Annotated in this window: 20 protein-coding genes; 11 read left to right on the plus strand and 9 right to left on the minus strand. The window is 36.6% G+C overall.

All coding sequences use genetic code 11. The features are described from left to right. Positions 1 to 61 precede the first annotated feature (61 nt). Both ACZZZK_RS19875 and ACZZZK_RS19880 read right to left on the minus strand, forming a co-directional pair. Complete coding sequence (locus tag ACZZZK_RS19875) at positions 62 to 2,155, minus strand: hypothetical protein (RefSeq protein WP_463485646.1); 2,094 nt, start codon at positions 2,153 to 2,155, stop codon at positions 62 to 64. Position 2,156: 1 nt separating this feature from the next. Next, positions 2,157 to 2,837, minus strand: a complete 681-nt coding sequence (locus ACZZZK_RS19880; protein WP_463485647.1) for a hypothetical protein — start codon at positions 2,835 to 2,837, stop codon at positions 2,157 to 2,159. A gap of 465 nt (positions 2,838 to 3,302) precedes the next feature. On the opposite strand from ACZZZK_RS19880, the gene ACZZZK_RS19885 reads away from it, so the two are divergent. The 9 genes from ACZZZK_RS19885 (at position 3,303) to ACZZZK_RS19925 (ending at position 10,349) form a co-directional block, all read left to right on the plus strand. Beyond that, on the plus strand, positions 3,303 to 3,737 hold the full coding sequence (locus ACZZZK_RS19885) for a cytochrome c maturation protein CcmE domain-containing protein (RefSeq protein ID WP_056851333.1): 435 nt from the start codon (positions 3,303 to 3,305) through the stop codon (positions 3,735 to 3,737). Between the two features lie 5 nt (positions 3,738 to 3,742). Next, a complete protein-coding gene (locus tag ACZZZK_RS19890) occupies positions 3,743 to 6,208 on the plus strand; it encodes a heme lyase CcmF/NrfE family subunit (RefSeq protein ID WP_463485648.1) in 2,466 nt (821 codons plus the stop codon). A 4-nt stretch (positions 6,209 to 6,212) separates the two neighbouring features. Further along, positions 6,213 to 6,977, plus strand: coding sequence for a Rossmann-like and DUF2520 domain-containing protein (locus tag ACZZZK_RS19895; protein WP_463485649.1), 765 nt, complete (start codon positions 6,213 to 6,215; stop codon positions 6,975 to 6,977). 39 nt (positions 6,978 to 7,016) lie between these two features. Continuing rightward, entirely contained in the window at positions 7,017 to 7,349 is a 333-nt protein-coding gene (locus tag ACZZZK_RS19900; protein ID WP_056851330.1) for a 2Fe-2S iron-sulfur cluster-binding protein, read from the plus strand. A 121-nt stretch (positions 7,350 to 7,470) separates the two neighbouring features. Next, positions 7,471 to 7,716 carry a Fe-S cluster assembly protein IscX gene (iscX, locus tag ACZZZK_RS19905; RefSeq protein ID WP_056851329.1) on the plus strand — a complete coding sequence of 82 codons (246 nt, stop codon included), beginning with the start codon at positions 7,471 to 7,473 and terminating at the stop codon, positions 7,714 to 7,716. 162 nt (positions 7,717 to 7,878) lie between these two features. Then, the gene (locus ACZZZK_RS19910; RefSeq protein WP_463485650.1) at positions 7,879 to 8,406 is read left to right on the plus strand and encodes a KdsC family phosphatase; all 528 of its coding nucleotides are present in this window, start codon (positions 7,879 to 7,881) and stop codon (positions 8,404 to 8,406) included. A 145-nt stretch (positions 8,407 to 8,551) separates the two neighbouring features. Then, complete coding sequence (locus tag ACZZZK_RS19915; RefSeq protein ID WP_463485651.1) at positions 8,552 to 8,941, plus strand: hypothetical protein; 390 nt, start codon at positions 8,552 to 8,554, stop codon at positions 8,939 to 8,941. Between the two features lie 73 nt (positions 8,942 to 9,014). After that, on the plus strand, positions 9,015 to 9,584 hold the full coding sequence (locus tag ACZZZK_RS19920; RefSeq protein ID WP_463485652.1) for a Maf family protein: 570 nt from the start codon (positions 9,015 to 9,017) through the stop codon (positions 9,582 to 9,584). A gap of 75 nt (positions 9,585 to 9,659) precedes the next feature. Beyond that, complete coding sequence (locus ACZZZK_RS19925) at positions 9,660 to 10,349, plus strand: carboxypeptidase-like regulatory domain-containing protein (protein ID WP_463485653.1); 690 nt, start codon at positions 9,660 to 9,662, stop codon at positions 10,347 to 10,349. Here the strand turns inward: ACZZZK_RS19925 and ACZZZK_RS19930 are convergent. From ACZZZK_RS19930 to ACZZZK_RS19955, 6 genes are all read right to left on the minus strand, one after another. After that, a complete protein-coding gene (locus ACZZZK_RS19930; protein WP_463485654.1) occupies positions 10,344 to 11,258 on the minus strand; it encodes a Ppx/GppA phosphatase family protein in 915 nt (304 codons plus the stop codon). The genes ACZZZK_RS19925 and ACZZZK_RS19930 overlap by 6 nt on opposite strands. Positions 11,259 to 11,441: 183 nt before the next feature. After that, positions 11,442 to 11,972 (minus strand): hypothetical protein, encoded by a 531-nt coding sequence (locus ACZZZK_RS19935; RefSeq protein WP_056851322.1) that lies wholly within the window; start codon positions 11,970 to 11,972, stop codon positions 11,442 to 11,444. After that, positions 11,969 to 14,260 carry a patatin-like phospholipase family protein gene (locus ACZZZK_RS19940; RefSeq protein WP_463485655.1) on the minus strand — a complete coding sequence of 764 codons (2,292 nt, stop codon included), beginning with the start codon at positions 14,258 to 14,260 and terminating at the stop codon, positions 11,969 to 11,971. The genes ACZZZK_RS19935 and ACZZZK_RS19940 overlap by 4 nt, the downstream gene beginning before the upstream one ends. A 55-nt stretch (positions 14,261 to 14,315) precedes the next feature. Beyond that, positions 14,316 to 14,789 carry a TspO/MBR family protein gene (locus ACZZZK_RS19945; protein WP_463485656.1) on the minus strand — a complete coding sequence of 158 codons (474 nt, stop codon included), beginning with the start codon at positions 14,787 to 14,789 and terminating at the stop codon, positions 14,316 to 14,318. Positions 14,790 to 14,833: 44 nt separating this feature from the next. Next, complete coding sequence (locus ACZZZK_RS19950; RefSeq protein WP_463485657.1) at positions 14,834 to 16,183, minus strand: M28 family metallopeptidase; 1,350 nt, start codon at positions 16,181 to 16,183, stop codon at positions 14,834 to 14,836. 140 nt (positions 16,184 to 16,323) lie between these two features. Then, positions 16,324 to 16,941, minus strand: coding sequence for a peptidase M16 family protein (locus ACZZZK_RS19955; protein ID WP_463485658.1), 618 nt, complete (start codon positions 16,939 to 16,941; stop codon positions 16,324 to 16,326). 236 nt (positions 16,942 to 17,177) lie between these two features. Here ACZZZK_RS19955 and ACZZZK_RS19960 point away from each other — a divergent pair, with 236 nt between their 5' ends. Both ACZZZK_RS19960 and ACZZZK_RS19965 read left to right on the plus strand, forming a co-directional pair. Continuing rightward, a complete protein-coding gene (locus tag ACZZZK_RS19960) occupies positions 17,178 to 17,873 on the plus strand; it encodes a LytR/AlgR family response regulator transcription factor (RefSeq protein ID WP_463485659.1) in 696 nt (231 codons plus the stop codon). A 17-nt stretch (positions 17,874 to 17,890) separates the two neighbouring features. Then, the gene (locus tag ACZZZK_RS19965) at positions 17,891 to 18,631 is read left to right on the plus strand and encodes a response regulator (protein WP_463485660.1); all 741 of its coding nucleotides are present in this window, start codon (positions 17,891 to 17,893) and stop codon (positions 18,629 to 18,631) included. A gap of 1 nt (position 18,632) precedes the next feature. On the opposite strand, the gene ACZZZK_RS19970 is transcribed toward ACZZZK_RS19965, so the two are convergent. Continuing rightward, complete coding sequence (locus tag ACZZZK_RS19970) at positions 18,633 to 19,466, minus strand: alpha/beta fold hydrolase (RefSeq protein WP_463485661.1); 834 nt, start codon at positions 19,464 to 19,466, stop codon at positions 18,633 to 18,635. Positions 19,467 to 19,537: the final 71 nt, after the last annotated feature.

Here is a 19,537-nt window from a genome sequence, read left to right on the forward strand (position 1 = left end):
GAACACAGATTTAACTTGTTAAATCTGTGTTCATCATTTTTATTTGTGGTTAATTGTTGAATTATTTCGAAGCATTTTCAATTAATGAAAACAGATATTTCAAAGCATTCTCATGTCCATTTGGTATTTCTGCACTAATATCCGCAGAAACCACATTCCCTTTAATTGGATTCGATTTCATATAGATATTGCCCATTTTGCCCAAAGTTTCATTGAATTTCTTTGCCGTTTCTTCGCCTCCAATTTCTTCGGTAGGAACTTTGCCTACCAGGTTTTTCGCATTGAATAAGAAACTAAAATTGTTTTTTGCCAAAAGCGTTTTATGCGATTTACTAATGGCTGGAACGAAAGTATTGTTGTTGATACTTTCCATTTCAGTTAATGAATTGCCAAAGAAAACGATACCATCTTTTATCATAAAGTAGATATCAACTGGGCTTTTCTTCTCCTCAATTTTATAAATGTTGTTGTTAACCGTAACATAGTTTTTATTCATGCCATACTTAATCAGCTTGTTCATCAATCGATGATCTTCTGATGAAAACATAAACAAGAAATCAGGCAAAGTTTCTTTTTTGGTTTTTGTTACTTCTTTACGGTTATAATCATCATCATAATTGTAAGTGGTGTAGGTAACATCTTTGGTATTTAAGCCATTAATTACAAACATGGCGTCGCCTTTAACCACCATGCTTACCGCTTCTTCATCTAATAGAAGTGAAAATAAATCGGTTCCCAATTCAATTTCTTCTTCCATATTTTTGCCTAAAAACGAACCGTAAGTTTGTTTCATTAATTTAGGAAATTCTTCTAAATAGGCTTTTGTATCAATAGAATAACCCATAAAGCCGATTGCTTTATCACTATTAACATACTTTAGAAACTTTTTATTTAATTTCCTGTTCATTATTTTTTTATAGGCATCGGCTTGATCTTTGGCCAATTCCAAACCTGTAGAAATGCGGAAACTTTTTTCATCCATAAAAAGCTTTGCATTTAAACTGCCATAACCTTTCATTAAACCCGATTTTCCGTAAGTGCCAAATTCGGGAGCGATGGAATTGTAAGCATCCTGTAGGCTGGAAACCCAAAGTTCGGCAATGGCTTTGCTATCTAAACTAGAAATATAAGATTTATTTTTTTCTATGGATTCATAATTCGCGGTGAATATTTTATTGGCTTCTGCTGTCATCCAAACCATAGCCAGCTCTTTTTTCAAGCTGTCCTGTTCTTCTCTTTCCTTTTGATATTCATCATACCGGTCGTCAGCATCGCCGGCTTCAGTCATTACTGCGGTGCTATCGGTTGTGTATCCTTCTTCCATGTAAGGTGAATCCACCACCTCAATCATTGGTTCTTTTATTTCTATAACTTTTTTTGGTTTTTTAGCAATCGCTTTTGGCTTGCTTCTTGCGCCCTTCTTTTTTCCTTTTGATTTGTTTGTAGCACTTTTCTTTTTTTGTGTCGGCTGCTTCTTTTTTACTACCTCACGGCTTTCCATTTGAGGATATGATTCGCCAACGGTGGGCGGTGCAGGAACGTCGACAACTACCACATCGCTGGCAACAGCTGCCGTGCTATCTACAGTTGTAGTACTTTCTAGCGCAGCAACATCTCCATAATTAGTTTGATATTTAATGTCTTTAATGCCGTAGCGGGCAGAATTTGCCGAATCGGCAAAGAAAGAACTTCGGATGCTCCCTGTAATAAAATACAACATATCCTTATTCCATTTGATAATAACGCCTCCATTATCGGGCATTTTCAATGTTCTTACATCGCCATCAACTATGATTTTTTTGTCTTTATCTTTGATCAGGCTTTCAAATTTCGTAGCATCTTTAAGCGGAATCAAAAAACAATTGTAGGTAATACTATCGCTCAATTGGTTGAAATAGTACATGTTTTTTTCCAGGTTCACACCAAAATCTTCAATACTATTTAAATTTTGATCAAGGGATTTTGAAGTTTCTGTTAATAGTTTTTTGCCGAGAAACGACTCATTAAAATCTTTAACAAACATCAGTTTAAATACATTGTCGCCTTTGATGGTAGCAACAGTAAAAGCGTTTGAAGGGATTTTTTTAACTAGATCTTGAGCGTAATTTAATTTAGCGAGAAATAGAATGGAGACCGCAATTAGAATTTTTTTCATTTTATTTAGATAGTTGTATTTGATTGGAAACGTTAATTTTTCCATTTATTAAATCCGTTACACTTGCTTTAAGCATCACCGCTTTCTTCGATTTTGATAGATTTGAGGCGGAATTGGTAGTGCTGGTAACTGGAGACTCAAAGCGGTAAATGCTGGTATACATTGCGCCGTTAAATACGGCTTTATCTTTACTTTTAAGTTTATTGTATTCAGTTTTTGCTGATGCAACCGCCTGATATTTCCGGTTAAAAGTTTTTGTCGTTTTATTATAAGTGTATGAAGAGGTATTTGTTGCTTTGATTTTCTGCTGCGCAAGAATATTTTTGGCAATGTTGTTGATATTCGAAACATCCTTGAAAGAAAAACTTATGGTGGCGATATAGTTATTAAAATCGCTGGTGGTTTTAACATTGGTGATGCCTTCGCTTTTACGCAAATAGGCTGCTGCCTCATTTAGTTCCTTTTGAATTCTTTGCTTACTGGGCACTTTATACCCCTGAACACTATCCAACAGCATTACTGATGCTACTTTAGTTTTACTTTGGCTCAAATTAATGGTTAACATTACATCGCCAGTGCCGTCGTTTCGCATGGTAATTTCTTCAACAACCTGAAAACATGAACTCAATATGGGTATGATAAATGCAACTGCAACTAAAATGTAGAACTGTCTAAGGTTCATAAAAATTCTTTAAATAAATGGGACGCAATTGAGGAATAATCTGAAGCTTCAAACTTAATCATTAAAGGCGAAATTTTAATCGATTTTCATTTCCAATTTGAAAGCACTTTCAATTTCGGCAGGTGAGGGGACTATCCGATAAGAAATTTTAAGCGGTGTTCGTTTCCATGCGGTTAACCTGGGTTAAGAAACCCGACAAAAAGCGGTAGCCCCGAAAGCCAATTTTTCATTGGATGAGGGCTAAAGCAAATGGCGGGACTGATTAAGCTAAGAATTGCTGTTTGCTCATTTTCTAAATATTATTAATGAATTTTTTTAACAGTTATCGATTTATAAAATCTTAACCAAAATTTGGTTTCCGTATTAATCAGCTAATTGTCAATATAAAGACAAGAAAATTGTTAACTGGCGTTCGCTATGGCTATTTTTCTATCTTTGTTGCCAGCTTTTACAATAACATACAAAATGAAAAAAAGTGCAATCATCGGTTTGATTACCATTGCTATTTCGGTGGGAATCTTATTTAGCTTAAACGCCAATACAGATACTTATTCAAATTTCAAAGAAGCGGCTTCTTCACAAAAAGAGGAGCACGTAATGGGTTATTGGGAAAAATCAAAAGGAATGTATTACGATGCTGTGAAAGATGCTAATCATTTTGCATTCCATATGAAAGATGAAAAAGGAGAAGTTCGTGAGGTGATTTATAATGGCACAAAACCTCAGGATTTTGAAAAATCTGAGAAATTAGTTCTTATCGGAAAAATGGATAAGGACAAATTCTACGCGTCGAAAATTTTAATGAAATGCCCATCTAAATACAACGATAATCTTGTTGAAGTGAATAAAGATGGTAAGGTGGATACAGTTGGTAAGTACGGCGAAAAAAAATATAATTAATTTTAATGGATATTCAGTTTGTAGGCGAAAACCTGTTGCCGGGTAAAATCGGGCAGTTTTTTATTGTGTTGGCTTTTAGTGCATCGTTACTTTCAACAATTGCATATTTTTTTGCCAGTCGCAAAGAAAATTTAGAAGATAAATCTTGGCGTAACCTTGGTAGAATAGGTTTTTTGGTTAACTGGGCGAGTATAATTGGCATCGGCGTGGTGCTTTTTTACCTGATCCTTGGCCATTACAACGAGTATAACTATGTTTATTTCCACTCTTCGAAAGAACTTCCGATTTACTATATCGTTTCTGCGTTTTGGGAGGGACAGGAAGGAAGTTTTTGGCTTTGGGCTTTTTGGCAATCATTTTTAGGTGCGCTTTTAATTTGGAAAGCCAAAACCTGGGAACGACCTGTAATGACCGTTGTGGCATTTTCGCAAGTGTTTTTAACCTCAATGATGTTAGGTGTAGAAATTTTTGGCGAACGTATTGGTAGTTCTCCATTTATTTTATTGAGAGATGCTGTTGATTTGAAAGCGATGGCTCCTGTAGTTTTCGCAAATCCTGAAAACTTTGCGAAATACTTAACATTTATAACCGACGGAAGAGGTTTAAATCCACTATTGCAAAATTACTGGATGGTTATTCACCCGCCAACCCTGTTTTTGGGTTTTGCAAGTATGGTGGTACCTTTTGCCTACGGAATTGCTGCTTTGTGGCAAAAACGTTATAAAGACTGGATTAAACCTGCAATGCCATGGACGCTTTTTGCGGTGATGGTTTTGGGTACTGGTATTATCATGGGTTCGTTCTGGGCTTACGAAGCGCTAAACTTTGGAGGTTTCTGGGCCTGGGACCCGGTTGAAAATGCTTCGCTGATTCCATGGTTAACCTTAATCGGTGCAGTACACGTAATGATTGCTTACAAAAACACAGGTCATGCTTACTTTACCGCAATTGCTCTGGTTTTCTTAAGTTTCTTATTGGTATTGTATGCTTCATTCTTAACCCGAAGCGGAATTTTAGGTGATACATCTGTTCACTCATTTACCGATATGGGCATGTTTGGTCACTTGATTTTATACAACGTGGTGTTTGCTGCCCTTGCTATATTTTTGGTGGTTAAAAGGTGGAAAGAATTACCAATTACTACTAAAGATGAGGAAACCTATTCGCGTGAATTTTGGATGTTTATCGGTGCGTTAGTGGTAACTGTTGCTTGTATTCAGGTTATTTTTTCTACCTCGGTTCCTGTATTTAATAAAGCATTCGGCACTAACTTTTCTCCTCCAATTGATGCAGTTAAATATTACAACAAGTGGCAAGCGCCTTTTGCGGTTTTGGTAACATTAATTTCAGGATTCTCCCAATATTTAAAATACAAAAGAACTGATCCGAGAAAATTTTACAGCAGTTTAATCTCAGTGATATTGTTTTCACTGGTTTTGACCGCTGGTTTAGTATACGTTGCCGATATCTATACCAATACCATGTACATCCTGATAACTTTCAGTTGTATTTTTGCAGTACTTTCCAATGCTGCAATTCTATATCAAGCTTTCGGAGGCAAGGTAAAACTAGCTGGTTCAGCAATAGCACACATTGGTTTTGCATTCTTAATTTTGGGTGCTTTAATTTCAGCAGCTACGAATAAACCACTTTCTATCAACGCAAATAATTTCATTCCTGTAAAGGATTTCGAGAAGACTGAAAAGCCGGGTGAAAACATCATGTTATATAAAAACGAGCCCAAACAGATGGGTAAGTATACGGTAACTTATGTTTCTGACACTACACAATTACCAAACACTATTTATACTCTAAATTTTAAGGTTGTAGATAAAGAAGGTAAAGTGAAAGAGGATTTCAATTTACATCCTCATGTACAGGATAATGAAAAGATGGGATTAATTGCTTCACCAGATACCAAGCACTATTTAACTTACGATGTGTATACGCACATTACAAGTGCTGCGGTAAAACAGGAGTCGCATGAAGATCACGAAGGTCATTCGGACGATGAAAATTATAAAGCACCAAGAATTGTTAAGGTTTCAGTAGGGGATACCATTCATACTTCTAGTGGAATTGTAACCGTAAAAGCATTAAATAACAAGCCGGTTGCTAAAGACTTAATATTGGCGCAAGGCGATTATGCTGTTGGCTTACCTTTAGAAATTAATGCCGCCGGTAAAGTTTATACTGCCGAGCCAATGTTTTTAATCAAAGGGAATAACACATTCGATTTTGCTCGTAAAGTGGATGAGTTGGATTTGAAATTTCGTTTTGCGCAGGTTTTGCCTGACGAGAAAAAGGTTGAACTTCAAATTTTTGAGAAACCTCAACAAGCAAAAGACTGGGTAGTTTTTAAAGCCATTGAGTTTCCTTTCATTAACTTATACTGGGCAGGTACAATTATTATGGTCATAGGCTTCTTGCTATCTATTTTTAGAAGACGAAAAGAAGCTAAAGTAGCATAAGTAGATGAACATTGTTTTAATAGGATCTGGAAATGTAGCCACACACTTAGCTAAGGCATTATTTGCCAAAGCAGAAAATGTGGTGCAGGTTTATAGCCAGAATCCGTTAAATGCCAGTTCACTTGCGGAACAAGTAAATGCCGAAGCCATAAATCAGTTATCCGAAGTGGATCAAACTGCTGATTTATATATCATTTCAGTTAAGGATGATGCTATTGAGCACGTTGCTTCAGCTTTAAAAAATGTTGAGGGGCTTGTAGTTCATAGTTCAGGTACAACCGATATTTCTGCGATTAAAAATTACACAGCAAGAGCCGGAGTTTTTTATCCCCTACAAACTTTCTCTAAAGTGAAGGAAGTTTCTTTTGATCATATACCGCTTTGCATCGAAGCGAGTAACATCAATGATCTGGAGATTTTGAAACAACTTGCTGAAAAGCTAAGTGATCAGGTTTACGAAATTGATGGAGAAAAGAGAAAAGCACTTCACCTTGCCGCTGTTTTTGCCTGCAATTTTCCTAATCATCTTTATGCTTTAGCGAATCAAGTTCTTGTAGAAAATGGCCTTGATTTCAACATCATCAGGCCATTAATTGCCGAAACAGCAGATAAGGTGATGGTTAATTTACCAGAGAAAGTGCAAACTGGTCCCGCTGTGCGTGGAGATGAAAGCACTATGAATAAGCACTTAGGTTTGTTAGAAAGCCAACCTGAATTGCAGAACATTTATCAAACTTTAAGCAAGAGCATAAAATTAATGCCTAAATAGCATTTTTACGGCTTTTGCTTCTTACTTTTGCAAAATATTATGAGCATTTTTAAACTAAAAATAAATTTCGAAGAAGCAGATCATGCACCTGTAGAATTACCTATAGCAGCTGGCGAGTCTGTTTTAGATGTTTGTCTGGATAATGGCATCGAACTTCAACACAACTGCGGCGGTGTTTGCGGATGCAGTACATGCCATGTTTATGTTACCCAGGGAATGGATAACATTGAAGAAATTTCTGATAAAGAAGAAGATTTTATTGACAGGGCGGTAAGGCCTCGAATAACCTCACGTTTGGGCTGCCAGTGTGTAGTGATTAATGGCGATATTGAAGTTACCATTCCTGATCAATCTGGATTTATGGGACATTAGGCTTCTTTAATATGAAGTTTTCAGTCTAGAATCCGAAGCTCTGAAGCTCCAAACTGGTAGCTTTATAACCCTTAAACCTTCTAACAAAAATTACCCAACATTACAACCTAAAAATAAAAACATGAACAACGATAAATTTGCCTTACCCTTTTACTGGAACGATTATGAAGATATTGCAATGTCTTTATATGAGAAATTTGGAGATGAGTTTGGCGAAACCAAGATTTACCGCATCCGTTTTACCGATTTGTTAGAGTGGGTTTTGGAATTACCTAACTTCAAGGGCACCCGTGAAGAAAGCAGCGAAGGCCATTTAGAGCAAATTCAATCTGCCTGGGTTTACGAGTGGAGAGATAATCAAGATTAGTAATGAGTTACCAGTTATGAGTTAAAAGTTAAAGGTTTGAAATTATTATTTTAATGCTCTAACTTGTAATATAACCCAGCAAATTTGGTGCGATTTAAGGTTTTAACTACTATGTTTACAAACCCTGACTTATAACTTGTAACTCTCAACCCACAACGCTGCATGTTTCTCCAAAAATTAAAAGAAATTACAACCTTCATTTTTGATGTTGATGGTGTGCTTACAGATGGCTCTGTTCAGGTAACTGATAACGGCCAATCATTGCGTACTTTCAATATCAAAGATGGTTATGCCATGCAACTGGCGGTTAAAAAAGGTTATAACTTATGCATTATTTCAGGAGGAGATGGTATTGCGATGGGAAAACGCTTTTTCAACCTAGGAATAACTGATGTGTTTTTGGGGTCTGGCGATAAGGTTTCCATTTTTAAACAATATCTTTCCGATAAAAAAATCACGGCAGGAGAAGTGCTTTACATGGGTGATGATATTCCTGATTTGCATGTGATGAAATTAGTCGGATTAGCTACTTGTCCCGCTGATGCTGTGGAGGAAATCAAAGCCGTTTCTGCCTTCATTTCTCCATACCCAGGCGGGAAAACCGCTGTTCGCGATATTATTGAAAAGGTGATGAAAGTGCAAGGTAAGTGGTATGATGAACATCCTAACGCTGCTGATTCAAGTAAATAATTATATTTTCTAAAACTTAGGCTGCTGTCCATACTCTATTGGCAATCGAAGAGCCAGTTCGATTTGCAACAGCGAAGTTACACTCTTCCTTTAAACTTTTGATTTCAGATTTACTCCAACAAGTCTAAATTTCAAAACAAAAAACATGAAAAAATTAATGATGATTTGTGCATTGTTATTCTCAGTAATAACTTATGCAAATGCGCAGCAAGGTGGCGGTCGTGGTGGTATGATGATGAAACCAGAAGATCGTGTAAAACAACTTGATGAAAAGTTGAAGCTAAGCGCTGATCAAAAAACAAAGCTGACCACTGTGTTTACCGAGCAAGCTGATGCAATGAAAAAAATGCGTGAGGAAGCTCAAGGTGGAGACAGAGAGGCGATGAGAGAGAAAATGCAAAAATTTCGTGCTGATGGAGATGTTAAAGTGAATGCCGTTTTAACTGAAGACCAAAAAAAGCTTTATAAAACATGGCAAGATGAACAACGTGCTGAAATGCAGAAACGTATGCAGGAACGTGGTGGAAATAACTAAGTTTTAATTAAAATGATAATAACAAAAGCGGCATTTCTGTCGCTTTTGTTATTTTAGCGCTTTCCAAAAAATTATGTTGAATAAAATTCCCGTTATACTCGCTTCAAAATCTCCACGCAGGCAAGAGCTGCTTAAGCTTATGGGCCTAAACTTCAAAGTCGAACTTAGGGATGTTGATGAAAGTTACCCTGAACATTTAAGTGCTGCAGAAATAGCCGTTTATATTTCGGAGCAAAAAGCAAAAGCCTTTGAAGCAGGCAATGAAGTAGTGATTACTGCCGATACCATTGTCGCCCTGAATGGAGAAATATTGGGAAAACCAAGAGATAAAAATCATGCACAGGAAATGCTTGCTAAGCTATCAGGAAATAAGCATGAGGTTTATACTGGTGTAACGCTTGTTAAAGGCAACAAAATGTTTTCTTTTTATGATCGAACCGAAGTTTATTGTAAAGCTGTTACAAGTGAGGAAATCGACTTTTATATCGACAACTATAAACCATTTGATAAAGCCGGGAGTTATGGTGTTCAAGATTGGTGGGGCCTTGTAGTAGTAGAACGCATTGAAGGATCTTACACCAACGTAATGGGTTTACCAACGGAGAAACTGTATCGAGAACTAGAAAAATTCATGATTTTTTAAACACTTCGTTTTTTTTTTATTTCCATCTGTGGAATTCTAAATCATTTTTCATCATGTAGGCAAATACACCGAAAGATGAAAAATTCAAACGCACTAGTGACCATTGCTGAACCTTGCACTCAAAACTGGGAGGAGATGGATCAAAAGGATGGATTTAATTTTTGCCAGGCTTGCAATAAATGTGTGGTAGATTTTACCGGATATAGTAACGCTGATATTATTAAAACATTAGCCAATGCTTCGTCAGAAGTTTGCGGAAGGTTAACCGAGACTCAACTCAACCAACTTAATTACCATCTGGTAGTGGCGCCTGCCAATAGAAACTGGATGAAATATATTGGGGTTTTAGCCATAGGCGTAAGTATTTTTGCACAAAACGTTAATGCGTCGATACTTGCGGAAAAGCCAGAAACGCAGATCGTCGAAAAACTGCGTAGCCATGCAGACGAGAAGAAACCAATTAACATAAAAAAGATTAGCGGCAGAATTTTAGATGAGAATAAAAAACCGCTGACAGGAGTTAGAGTGGTTATTCTGAATACCAAATATTATGCTTCTACTGATAAAAATGGTAATTACGAGATAAAATTTACCAGTGGAATCAGTAAGGAAAACAAAATCCTTGCTGTTCAAAGCGCTCGGTTCTCTGCCAACATGACCTTAAATTACGCTGTAGAAAAGCAAGTTGATTTGCTCTTAAGAATGGAACCGATGATTGTAGGAAAAATAATGTATGTTCCGAAAAAGGGAAATACAATCTTATAAAAAGCCTGCAAGCGAACCCATCTTCAAATCGTAAGTGGAGAGGATAATTTCATTAATTTTTGCTCTGCCCAGTACGTAGTTTGTAATTAGGGTGGCCATCACAATCATATCTACCCGAAGCGGAATCATACCTTTCATGGCTGCTCGTTCCGAATGATTGCGATTTAAAAGTTCAATAGCGGTTTCGATGTATTCATCGTAGTTAAATGCGTAGGTTTTGGCTGTGGCAATATCTATAGGATAATTCTTTCTCTTGATGATCAATTCAGCAAAGGTTTCAAATGCACCTGCAGATCCAATTAAAATTTTCGGTTCGTACTGTTCACATTTCTCAAATAGATCTGCTAAGTCGGTCTGAATATGATATAAAAGTGCATTTTTGTCTTCATCATTTATAGGATCGGATTTGAAAAACTGTTGCGCTAAACGGGCGGCACCGATATTATAACTCTTTTTCCAAAGCAATTTTTCGGTATCACAAAGGATAAACTCTACACTTCCGCCTCCAATATCCATTATTAAAGAAGATTGTTTGATCGCACCACTCAACTTTACACCTTGATAAATCAGCTCTGCCTCATCATCGCCGCTAATCACTTCAATCGAAATTCCGCAGGTTTGTAAAACAGCTTCAACGAAATCCTTTCCGTTTTTGGCACTTCGCACAGCCGAAGTTGCGGTGGCCTTAACCTGGTCTACCTTAAATTCTTTGATGGTTTCTGCAAAGTTTTCTAAGCAGGCTATACCACGATTGAAAGCTGCCGGTATAATCATGTTCTCGTTAATCCTTCCTTCGCCGAGTTTAACAGGTACGTTAGTTTTGTGCAGTACTTCAAACTGCTGATGTATAACCTCGGCAACAAGCAAATGAAATGTATTCGTTCCTAAGTCTATTACGGCAATACGCATTTTAGTGTGATAATTTTAAAACGGTGGAAGGGCGACTTTCATAGTAGCATTGTATTAATTTAATAAACCGGATTGAAGCGATATCTCCCGATGGCTGTGCCGAACAATCCGCACTGAATATCATCGGGAATTTAGCAAAAAGCCGGACTTACGTTAAACAGGTCATTGCTTTTGCTTTCCAAATCAGAATAAATTCTTCAAACCATCAAAAATACTTTCGAAAAAGGTGCCAATATTCAAACCGCTACTGTGGTTAAAATAAACAAATATTAAAAAGGCTATCACAACGAAAATGATGAGTTTCCTGAATGCAAAAGCAATAATCACCAGCGCAATAGGAATAATAAAAAGCCATAAGCTGCTAATAGCATACGGGGTGAGATCAGCATCTTTCTTATAGACGTAAACCAACTTGCTATGGGTGCCCGTATCGTTTTGATGTTTGATATAGACAAATGTCGATTTATCGATAGGAAGGGGGAGCACCGCAATTCCATCGTTAAATTTTAATACTTGCGTAAAGCCGCTAACGCTAAAGGTATAGGTGCCATTAATATTTTCGTTTGGAACATTTAATGAATCGGCAGCTATGATGGCCAGTTTATTATTTTTAAGCAAATTTTCTTTTACGAGAAAATTATTGATGGCTGCAGTTTGTGCCGAGCTAAAAAAACCGATTAAACACAGGGATAATAGTAAAATGATTCGCTTCATTCGATAGAACGTTTATTGTAAATTAGATAACCGATATGTAATAATACACCATTTCTTTTAATTGCATCGTTATATAAATTGTAGCTTAAGCTTACAGGGCCAACAGGCGTATGATAAACTACGCCAGCTGTAGCCGCATAGCGTATTTTGCTTATCGCTCTCGCATAATCTACATCTTGAAAATTATTTAATTCGAACTCTTTATGTGGCAAAAATAAGTATCCTTCCAATCTAAAATCCAAATTTTTTCTAAAGTTATAAATGTTTTTTATTCCTCCTGCTGCGTATGTGGTGGCTCTAAACTTATCTAAAAAGAGCGATCGGCTATCTTGTATCGGGTAAAATGCCGGAGAAACCAAAAGAGTAGAATAATAATTACTAAACAGGGGTTGGTTCGAAATTACACCTTCTACAATATAGCCTAAAGTGTATTTATTAAGGTGTAGAAAATAGTTTTCCTGTGTGAGTTTGATACTTCCCCATTGCCGTAACCTGCTTACGCCAATTGGTTTTGAAAAACCAGGGATATTACGTGATATGTTACCTGGATTATAATTTTCGCGACCGGTTGTATAATTTACACTGAGAGAAAAACTTTGACCATTGGTGGCATATTGTTTTCTATTTAACGAATTTTTCTCCAGATTTAACGAACCTCTAAAACCGTTGAAAATGGTTTGATCCAATAAATCGCCTACCGAAAAGGTATTGTTAGGACTGTAGCGGTCGTTATTATTGATGAAATTAGCATGCAAAACTACTTTTGTATTGTAGTTTAGTGGTACACCCATCATCAAATCTATTTTTCTATCCGACTGCTCTATATAAATGGGACGGGGGTTTTCGATAAAAATTTTACTCGTATTGTAGAAATTCCAGTGGTTATAAGTAAGCTCAGCCGCTAAAAAAATGGGCAGTTTTGTGGGATAATCGATACGGCCATTAACCTGAACAGATTCATAAAATCTTCCTGAATAAAAGCTGGTGCCAAAAGTATAAGCTTTTCTATTGAGGTAATTATATTCTGCACCCAAAAAAACGTTGCTTATTGGCCTGGTCGAAATGTTGCCGCCTAAATCGAGTTTGAAGCTTTTTTTTGGTTGTGCAACCACCTCAAAAGTATAATTGTCAGTAGCGGCCTGGTATGATATTTTAGGGTAAATGGTTTCGAAAGTTTGATCGGCCACTAGTTTATAGTAACCCCGTTTGATATCTTCTAGGTTAAAGGTTGCCTTGTCACTCTTAAAAAGCCGCTCTACATATTTTTTTTGCTGACTATTTACACCGGAAACGATGATATTGCTAAAATTTAAATCGGGTTTACGCGAATTAAATGCTGCCCTTTTCCGTTCCAGCTCCTGTGGGTCGACTCTTTTCGTGATCAGGGCTTTAATTCGAGGCATATCAGCCATGGTAGCATCATATCCTTTTTTAATTAAATCCTCTACCGGGGCAAAATTGGTTACACTGTAAGCACCCAAATCGGGCTGGATATAAATGCCGTTTTTGCCAATCATGGTAGAATCTGATTTAGATAGAAACATGTAAACCAAAAAGCGGTTCATCAACCTGTCATCAATATTTTTTGGATATTCGTTATAAGTTTTTGAAGAAACATTTGCGCCAATTACATAATCGGGTTTAAACTCTTTTTCCATTACATCGGCTGGAAAGTTATTATACAAACCTCCATCGAAAACATATTTACCATCTAATTTAATTGGCCTGTAAACAATGGGAACGGTCATTGTAGCTCTCACAGCTTCGGCTAAACTTCCTTTACTTACGGTGATGCTTTTCTGCGAAAGTACATCGGCAACCATACAACGATAGGGCACAAAGAGGTTATCAAAATTATCTTTCGAAACTGCCGATGCTTGAGAAAAGAGTTCTAAAAAAGCAAAATTAAGTGGAATATCATTAATGATATTGGAGCGAAAACTAAAGTGAAAGCCAGTATCAATTGCCACTTTGGCTGTTAACATTGATGCATTTGGTGCGTTTTTCTGAAAGTAATAGGTATAATCGCTCGTGTATCTTCCGTTTACCCAGTTCTGAAATTCTTTGCTTACCGCAATTTGTTCAATTTGCTTAGGCGAATAGCCTGCGGCGTACATTGCACCAACAATCCCGCCCATTGATGTTCCGGTAATGTAATCTATCGGAATTTGGTTTTCCTCTAATGCTTTAAGTGTACCAATGTGAGCAAGTCCTTTGGCGCCACCACCACTAAATACAAGGCCTACTTTTTGCGCATGTAGCTTAGCACAGCACAAAATGAAGAGCATCAGCAAAAATCTTTTAAAAGCTACCACTCCTCTAAAATAGTGTTTTCTTTTAAAATTAATTCAACATGAAAATGCTATAAGTTAAAAATGATGCAAAACTTACCCAAAGAATATAAGGGATGAATAAATAGCCGGCCCATTTATCGATCTTGTAAAATGCAATTGCATTAACCACAATTACGATCAGTAAGATGATGATTTCGAATAATGCGAAGCCTATTTCATGAAGGGAGAAAAAGATAAATGACCAGCATAAATTTAAGATTAATTGGATAAAATAGATCGCTAAAACCCTTGGAAAATGGGCGATTTTATCTCGTTTTATCCAAACTAAATAGGCCGCAATACCAATTAATATGTAAAGGCTCGTCCAAACCGGGGCAAACAACCAATTTGGTGGGTTAAAAGAGGGTTTATTTAATGTAGGATACCATGTTTTAACCGATTCAGAAGTTGCCAAACCTCCTAAAGCGCCAATACCCAGGGTGATGACAATATTTATTAAAAAAGCTACAGGTTTGAATTTCATTCTAATTTTTGGAAATTAAACAACCACAAATTTTAAAAGTTTCATTAGCGGCCAATTCCTGGAACCACAGGCAAACTCTCACTATCATCTTTACCAACACTTTGTACCGCAAATAGATAGTTGTCTTTGCTGTAAGGAACTTTCAATTCGGTTGCTGTGGTAAAAAATTTCTTTTCCCAAACTGGGCTGCTCGTTTCACGCATCAGCACATAATAACCTTTCACCAGACCATTTGTTGGTGCTTTCCAATACAAAGATGATGAATTGCTCAGGTTCTTTACATCGATTTTTACCTCTACAGGGTTCGATGGTGCTTTTGCCAGATTGGCCAAAACAGAAATGTTCACAGCAGTATTTTTCCGGAGATATTCAAAATCCATAAATTCCTGTAAATCGCCATAACGAATGCCGTTTTCGGTTCTTAAATCCTGATGCTGATGGTCAAAATTTTCGTTCATTTCAGTAATTCTCACTGCCGGAAATCCATTTTCAACAAAGGGTGTATGGTCGCCACCACGCAAGAAACGGTCATTTCTATAAATAAGCTTCACTTCGAGTTGATCCACGTATCTTTCGCCAACTTCTTTTACATATCGAGCCAATTGCCGGCTTTTCCCATCATTTTCTAACCCAAACTGACGAATGGCTTTTGCATTCTTATCCAACTCGTAACTGGGTAAGCCTTCACTAAAAACCCTCAGTCGGGTGTTGTCGATAATTTGCGTTTCGCTGCTGTTGTTGCTGCCAATCATATCATTGTTGAGCATTGCATCAATATTCCAACCTTCTTTTTTGGCTTTGGCTGCCATAAATCCGGATCCTAATAATGATTGCTCTTCGCCACTTACCGCAACAAAAATAATGGTGGCAGAAAATTTATATTTACTCATGATACGGGCGGCTTCAATCACACCTGCAACCCCACTACCATCATCATTAGCACCAGGCGCATCGCTGGTTCTGTTCATTACGTCGGTTACGCGACTATCTAAATGACCACTAACAACATAAACCCGTTTATCATTTGTATCAGTTCCTTTTAAAATAGCTACCGCATTGCCTAATAACGTTGCTTTATCAATTCGTTTTCCGTCTGATTGAAAAGTTGTAGTGTCTAAAAAGGCTGTTAGTTTTCCATCGCTTTGCTTTGCAAATTGATTAAACTTAGCAACTACCCAATTTCTCGCTGCGCCAATCCCTCTGGTTTTACTTTTTATATCACTCAAAGTACATCTTGTGCCAAAATTAACCATGGTCGAAATATACTGCTTAAGCGAATCCTTATTCACAGATTTTACCATCGATTCGATATCTTGATTTCGATTAACAATAGTCTGAGCCTGGGCATAAGTGCCAAAAGCAATCAGGAAAATAGTAGTGTAAATTTTATTCATCTTGAGAAATAAATTATTAGGCTAATATATCGAATGATTGCTGAATGTTAACAGCGATTAAAGCAAAAATCTGTAACATTTAAGCATAAAAAAGCCCTTTGAAGTTTAATCAAAGGGCAAAATAACTAAACTAAAAAATACTATTTTGAAGTTACTTGGTTTTGATACACTTTATTGGTGTTCCATAAACCGAAGGCCTTTTTCACTGAAGCTTTAGCTGCAACTGTGTTTACATCACCAGCAATCGTTAAAAATGTTTTATCCGGAGAAATTTCATTGTAGAAATTCAAGACATCGTTGTATGTTAAATTTGCTATTGAGGTTTCATTAACGCTTTGATCGTAATCATAATCATGCAACTTTAGGCTCATTAATAGTTTTGCCTTTCCTGTATTAAATGTTTTCTCAGTAATGTTTGCATGTTGCAAAAGAGAAGCCATACTTGAAAGTTCTTTATCGAAAGTATCTGCTGAAGCAGCTAATTTGCCACTCTTATCTTTAAAAGATAAATTATCGCTTGTAATGCTTTCGTTCAAAACTGCGTTTAGCATTTCAACTATACCATCTTTGCTGCCAGCGAATGCTTTTTTATCTAAAGTAAAACTTGCATAAGCTTTTGGTGAGCGATCATTTTCCGAAATGATGATGTTCATTCCGTTTTTAAGTTTGTAAGCAACAGGTTCTTTGAACGATTGTGCATGTAGGGAGATGGATACTAAGCTTAAAAGCGAAAGTGTAATTGTTTTAATTGTGTTCATGAGATTATTCTAATTTTTTAAATGATTTTCTGTCGTCAAAAGTATTTCTAAAAGCTTATCCGGTAAACATTCTGTCGATAGAAAGGCACTTTTGCAAGTTGAATGGGCTTATATACGTGTTGAAAATTTTATTGGTTTTTAGTTTGGTAAGTAATTATTCATTTCATTCATTTTAATTACGTTCGATTGACTTTTCAAGTAATTGGTTAGTTTTAGTGCTCCGCTAACCCTATAAAATGAACTGTCTGATTATTGATGATAATGCAATAGCGAGAAGTGTCCTCAAAAATTTATTCAAAATTGAGGACTCTTTAAAGCTAATTGCAGAATGTGAGAACGCTGCAGATGCTTACAAGATATTAGCAAATAATAAAATTGACTTACTGCTTCTTGATGTTGAAATGCCAGGAATTACTGGTATTGAACTTGTTAAAGCTTTAGGAGAGAAAAGGCCGTTGATTGTTTTTATAAGCTCGAAAAGAGATTATGCATCTGATGCCTACGATTTAAATGTGGTTGACTTTATTGCCAAACCCATAACGCCCGATCGGTTTTTAAAAGCGATTATCAAGGCGAAAGAAATTTATAAGAATCAAAATTTCTTTATGCCTTCCAAAAAGGATGAGTTTATATTCATTAGAGATTCCAACATTATCAGACGAATAAAACTTGCAGACATTAATTATTTGGAAGCCAGAGGCGACTATGTAAAAATTTACCTGGATGAAAAAAATTACGCAATTCATTCTTCATTGAAGTCAGTAGAAGATAAGTTGCCGATGGATGTGTTTTCTCGGGTACACCGTTCTTTCATTGTAAATATTAGTAAAATAGATACCGTTGAGGGCGGAACGCTGATTATTCAGCAACATTTTGTTCCAGTTTCTGATGCCTATAAATCATCACTAAACAAGCGGATGCAAATTCTTTAATGTGTGAATAGATGTTTATGAAAGAACAAATTGATGTTTTAATAGTAGAAGATAACTTAATCGACCAAAAGCTAATAGCCAACTATTTACGAGAATACGATTTTAGTTTCAAAATTGCCAGCGACGGACACGAAGCGCAAGTTTTGCTTGAATCGCACTCATTTTTTTTAATCTTGCTTGATCTCATGATGCCTAAAATAGATGGTTTTGAACTGACTAAAATCATTCGTCAAGAACTTAGGCTGGAGATACCTATTGTAGCAATAACTGCTTTTAATATTAATGAAGTTAAGGATAAATGCTTTGCCGCTGGCATGAATGGATGTTTCAGTAAGCCAATCCAGAAGATTGAACTGGTTGGGATGCTTACGCAATTTTTACCAAACGAGAAGCTAAAATCTGGAGATCAATATGCCTATGAAGTTATTGATTTAAGCTATTTAAAAGAGGTTAGTTTAGGCGATGAAGAATATGAGATCGAAGTAATTGAGAAATTTATCGAAACGATTGACCAGGACTTGTTAGAATTACAACAAAGTTTTGCAGAAAAAAGAGGAGAAGAGATCAAGATGATTGCTCATCGTACGCTCTCAACAATTTATATTGTGGGCTTAAGGTCTAAATTGGAGACTAGTTTACGTTCATTGGAAAATATGGATGTATCCGAGATGGGATCACTATTGGATTGTATTTACGCCATATGCAATAAAGCAAAAGCGGAAGCCCAACATTTTATAGATTCAGTAACACAGAGATAAGCTAGGCATAGAGCTCATCACGTGTTGTGTGAATATTTTCATGAGCAATAAAATCCTTAATCTCCCTTATGGTTTCTTCAGGTTCACTAATGTGTGGGAAATGCCCGGTCGCTTTCATCACTACAAAGAAGTTATTTCTTGTGTTTTGATGAATGTATTCACCAGCAGAGAAGGGTGCCATGATATCATTGCTACTTTGCAGCGTTAAACTCGGAATATCAAACTTCTCTAAATGATCGCGGTAATCTGCTTTAAATGTTGCCATGGCGAAGGCCAGTGCAATGCTTGGCTCTGTTTCTTCAAAACAACCTTGCAAAAAACCAGCTAATTCTGGTTCTTCAGCTTTATTCATTACTATTGGAGCGATCGCTTTAGTCCAGCTAACATAATCTTCGGCAATTTGTGTGAAAATGGTTTCAATATCAGCAGCTTCAAAACCGCCAATATAATCCCTATCGTTAAGGTATCTAGGAGAAGGCCCAATAAAAATGAGTTTCTTAAAGGCTTCGGGTTTTTGCAAAGCGGCGATCATCCCAATCATACTACTTACCGAATGGCCAACGAAAATAATGTCTTTAAGTCCAAGAGTTTCGATAATATCAAGGACATCACAGGCATAACCCTCTAAAGTGGAGTATTTGTGGTAATCGTATTGAGTTTTATCCGAGCTGCCAGAACCAACGTAATCAAAGAGTATCACTTTGAAATCATCTAGAAATGCATCTGTCATGTACTTCCATGAACTCTGTGCGCACCCAAAACCATGTGCAAATACAATAACTTGATTACCTTTACCGAGTATTTTTACATTATTCCTGATGAGTATAGGATGCACGATACAGATGTTTAGATGAAAGAGATAATAAGCAGTTTGTGAAAGTTAGAAAAATCAGTTAATATTTTCAA

This window comes from Pedobacter sp. AC163, from assembly GCF_979258665.1.

Coding starts and splice junctions, on each gene's coding strand:
- ACZZZK_RS19875 (WP_463485646.1), bottom strand. CDS start 2,155: ATGAAAAAAATTCTAATTGCGGTCTCCATTCTATTTCTCGCTAAATTA.
- ACZZZK_RS19880 (WP_463485647.1), bottom strand. CDS start 2,837: ATGAACCTTAGACAGTTCTACATTTTAGTTGCAGTTGCATTTATCATA.
- ACZZZK_RS19885 (WP_056851333.1), top strand. CDS start 3,303: ATGAAAAAAAGTGCAATCATCGGTTTGATTACCATTGCTATTTCGGTG.
- ACZZZK_RS19890 (WP_463485648.1), top strand. CDS start 3,743: ATGGATATTCAGTTTGTAGGCGAAAACCTGTTGCCGGGTAAAATCGGG.
- ACZZZK_RS19895 (WP_463485649.1), top strand. CDS start 6,213: ATGAACATTGTTTTAATAGGATCTGGAAATGTAGCCACACACTTAGCT.
- ACZZZK_RS19900 (WP_056851330.1), top strand. CDS start 7,017: ATGAGCATTTTTAAACTAAAAATAAATTTCGAAGAAGCAGATCATGCA.
- iscX (WP_056851329.1), top strand. CDS start 7,471: ATGAACAACGATAAATTTGCCTTACCCTTTTACTGGAACGATTATGAA.
- ACZZZK_RS19910 (WP_463485650.1), top strand. CDS start 7,879: ATGTTTCTCCAAAAATTAAAAGAAATTACAACCTTCATTTTTGATGTT.
- ACZZZK_RS19915 (WP_463485651.1), top strand. CDS start 8,552: ATGAAAAAATTAATGATGATTTGTGCATTGTTATTCTCAGTAATAACT.
- ACZZZK_RS19920 (WP_463485652.1), top strand. CDS start 9,015: ATGTTGAATAAAATTCCCGTTATACTCGCTTCAAAATCTCCACGCAGG.
- ACZZZK_RS19925 (WP_463485653.1), top strand. CDS start 9,660: ATGAAAAATTCAAACGCACTAGTGACCATTGCTGAACCTTGCACTCAA.
- ACZZZK_RS19930 (WP_463485654.1), bottom strand. CDS start 11,258: ATGCGTATTGCCGTAATAGACTTAGGAACGAATACATTTCATTTGCTT.
- ACZZZK_RS19935 (WP_056851322.1), bottom strand. CDS start 11,972: ATGAAGCGAATCATTTTACTATTATCCCTGTGTTTAATCGGTTTTTTT.
- ACZZZK_RS19940 (WP_463485655.1), bottom strand. CDS start 14,260: ATGCTCTTCATTTTGTGCTGTGCTAAGCTACATGCGCAAAAAGTAGGC.
- ACZZZK_RS19945 (WP_463485656.1), bottom strand. CDS start 14,789: ATGAAATTCAAACCTGTAGCTTTTTTAATAAATATTGTCATCACCCTG.
- ACZZZK_RS19950 (WP_463485657.1), bottom strand. CDS start 16,183: ATGAATAAAATTTACACTACTATTTTCCTGATTGCTTTTGGCACTTAT.
- ACZZZK_RS19955 (WP_463485658.1), bottom strand. CDS start 16,941: ATGAACACAATTAAAACAATTACACTTTCGCTTTTAAGCTTAGTATCC.
- ACZZZK_RS19960 (WP_463485659.1), top strand. CDS start 17,178: ATGAACTGTCTGATTATTGATGATAATGCAATAGCGAGAAGTGTCCTC.
- ACZZZK_RS19965 (WP_463485660.1), top strand. CDS start 17,891: ATGAAAGAACAAATTGATGTTTTAATAGTAGAAGATAACTTAATCGAC.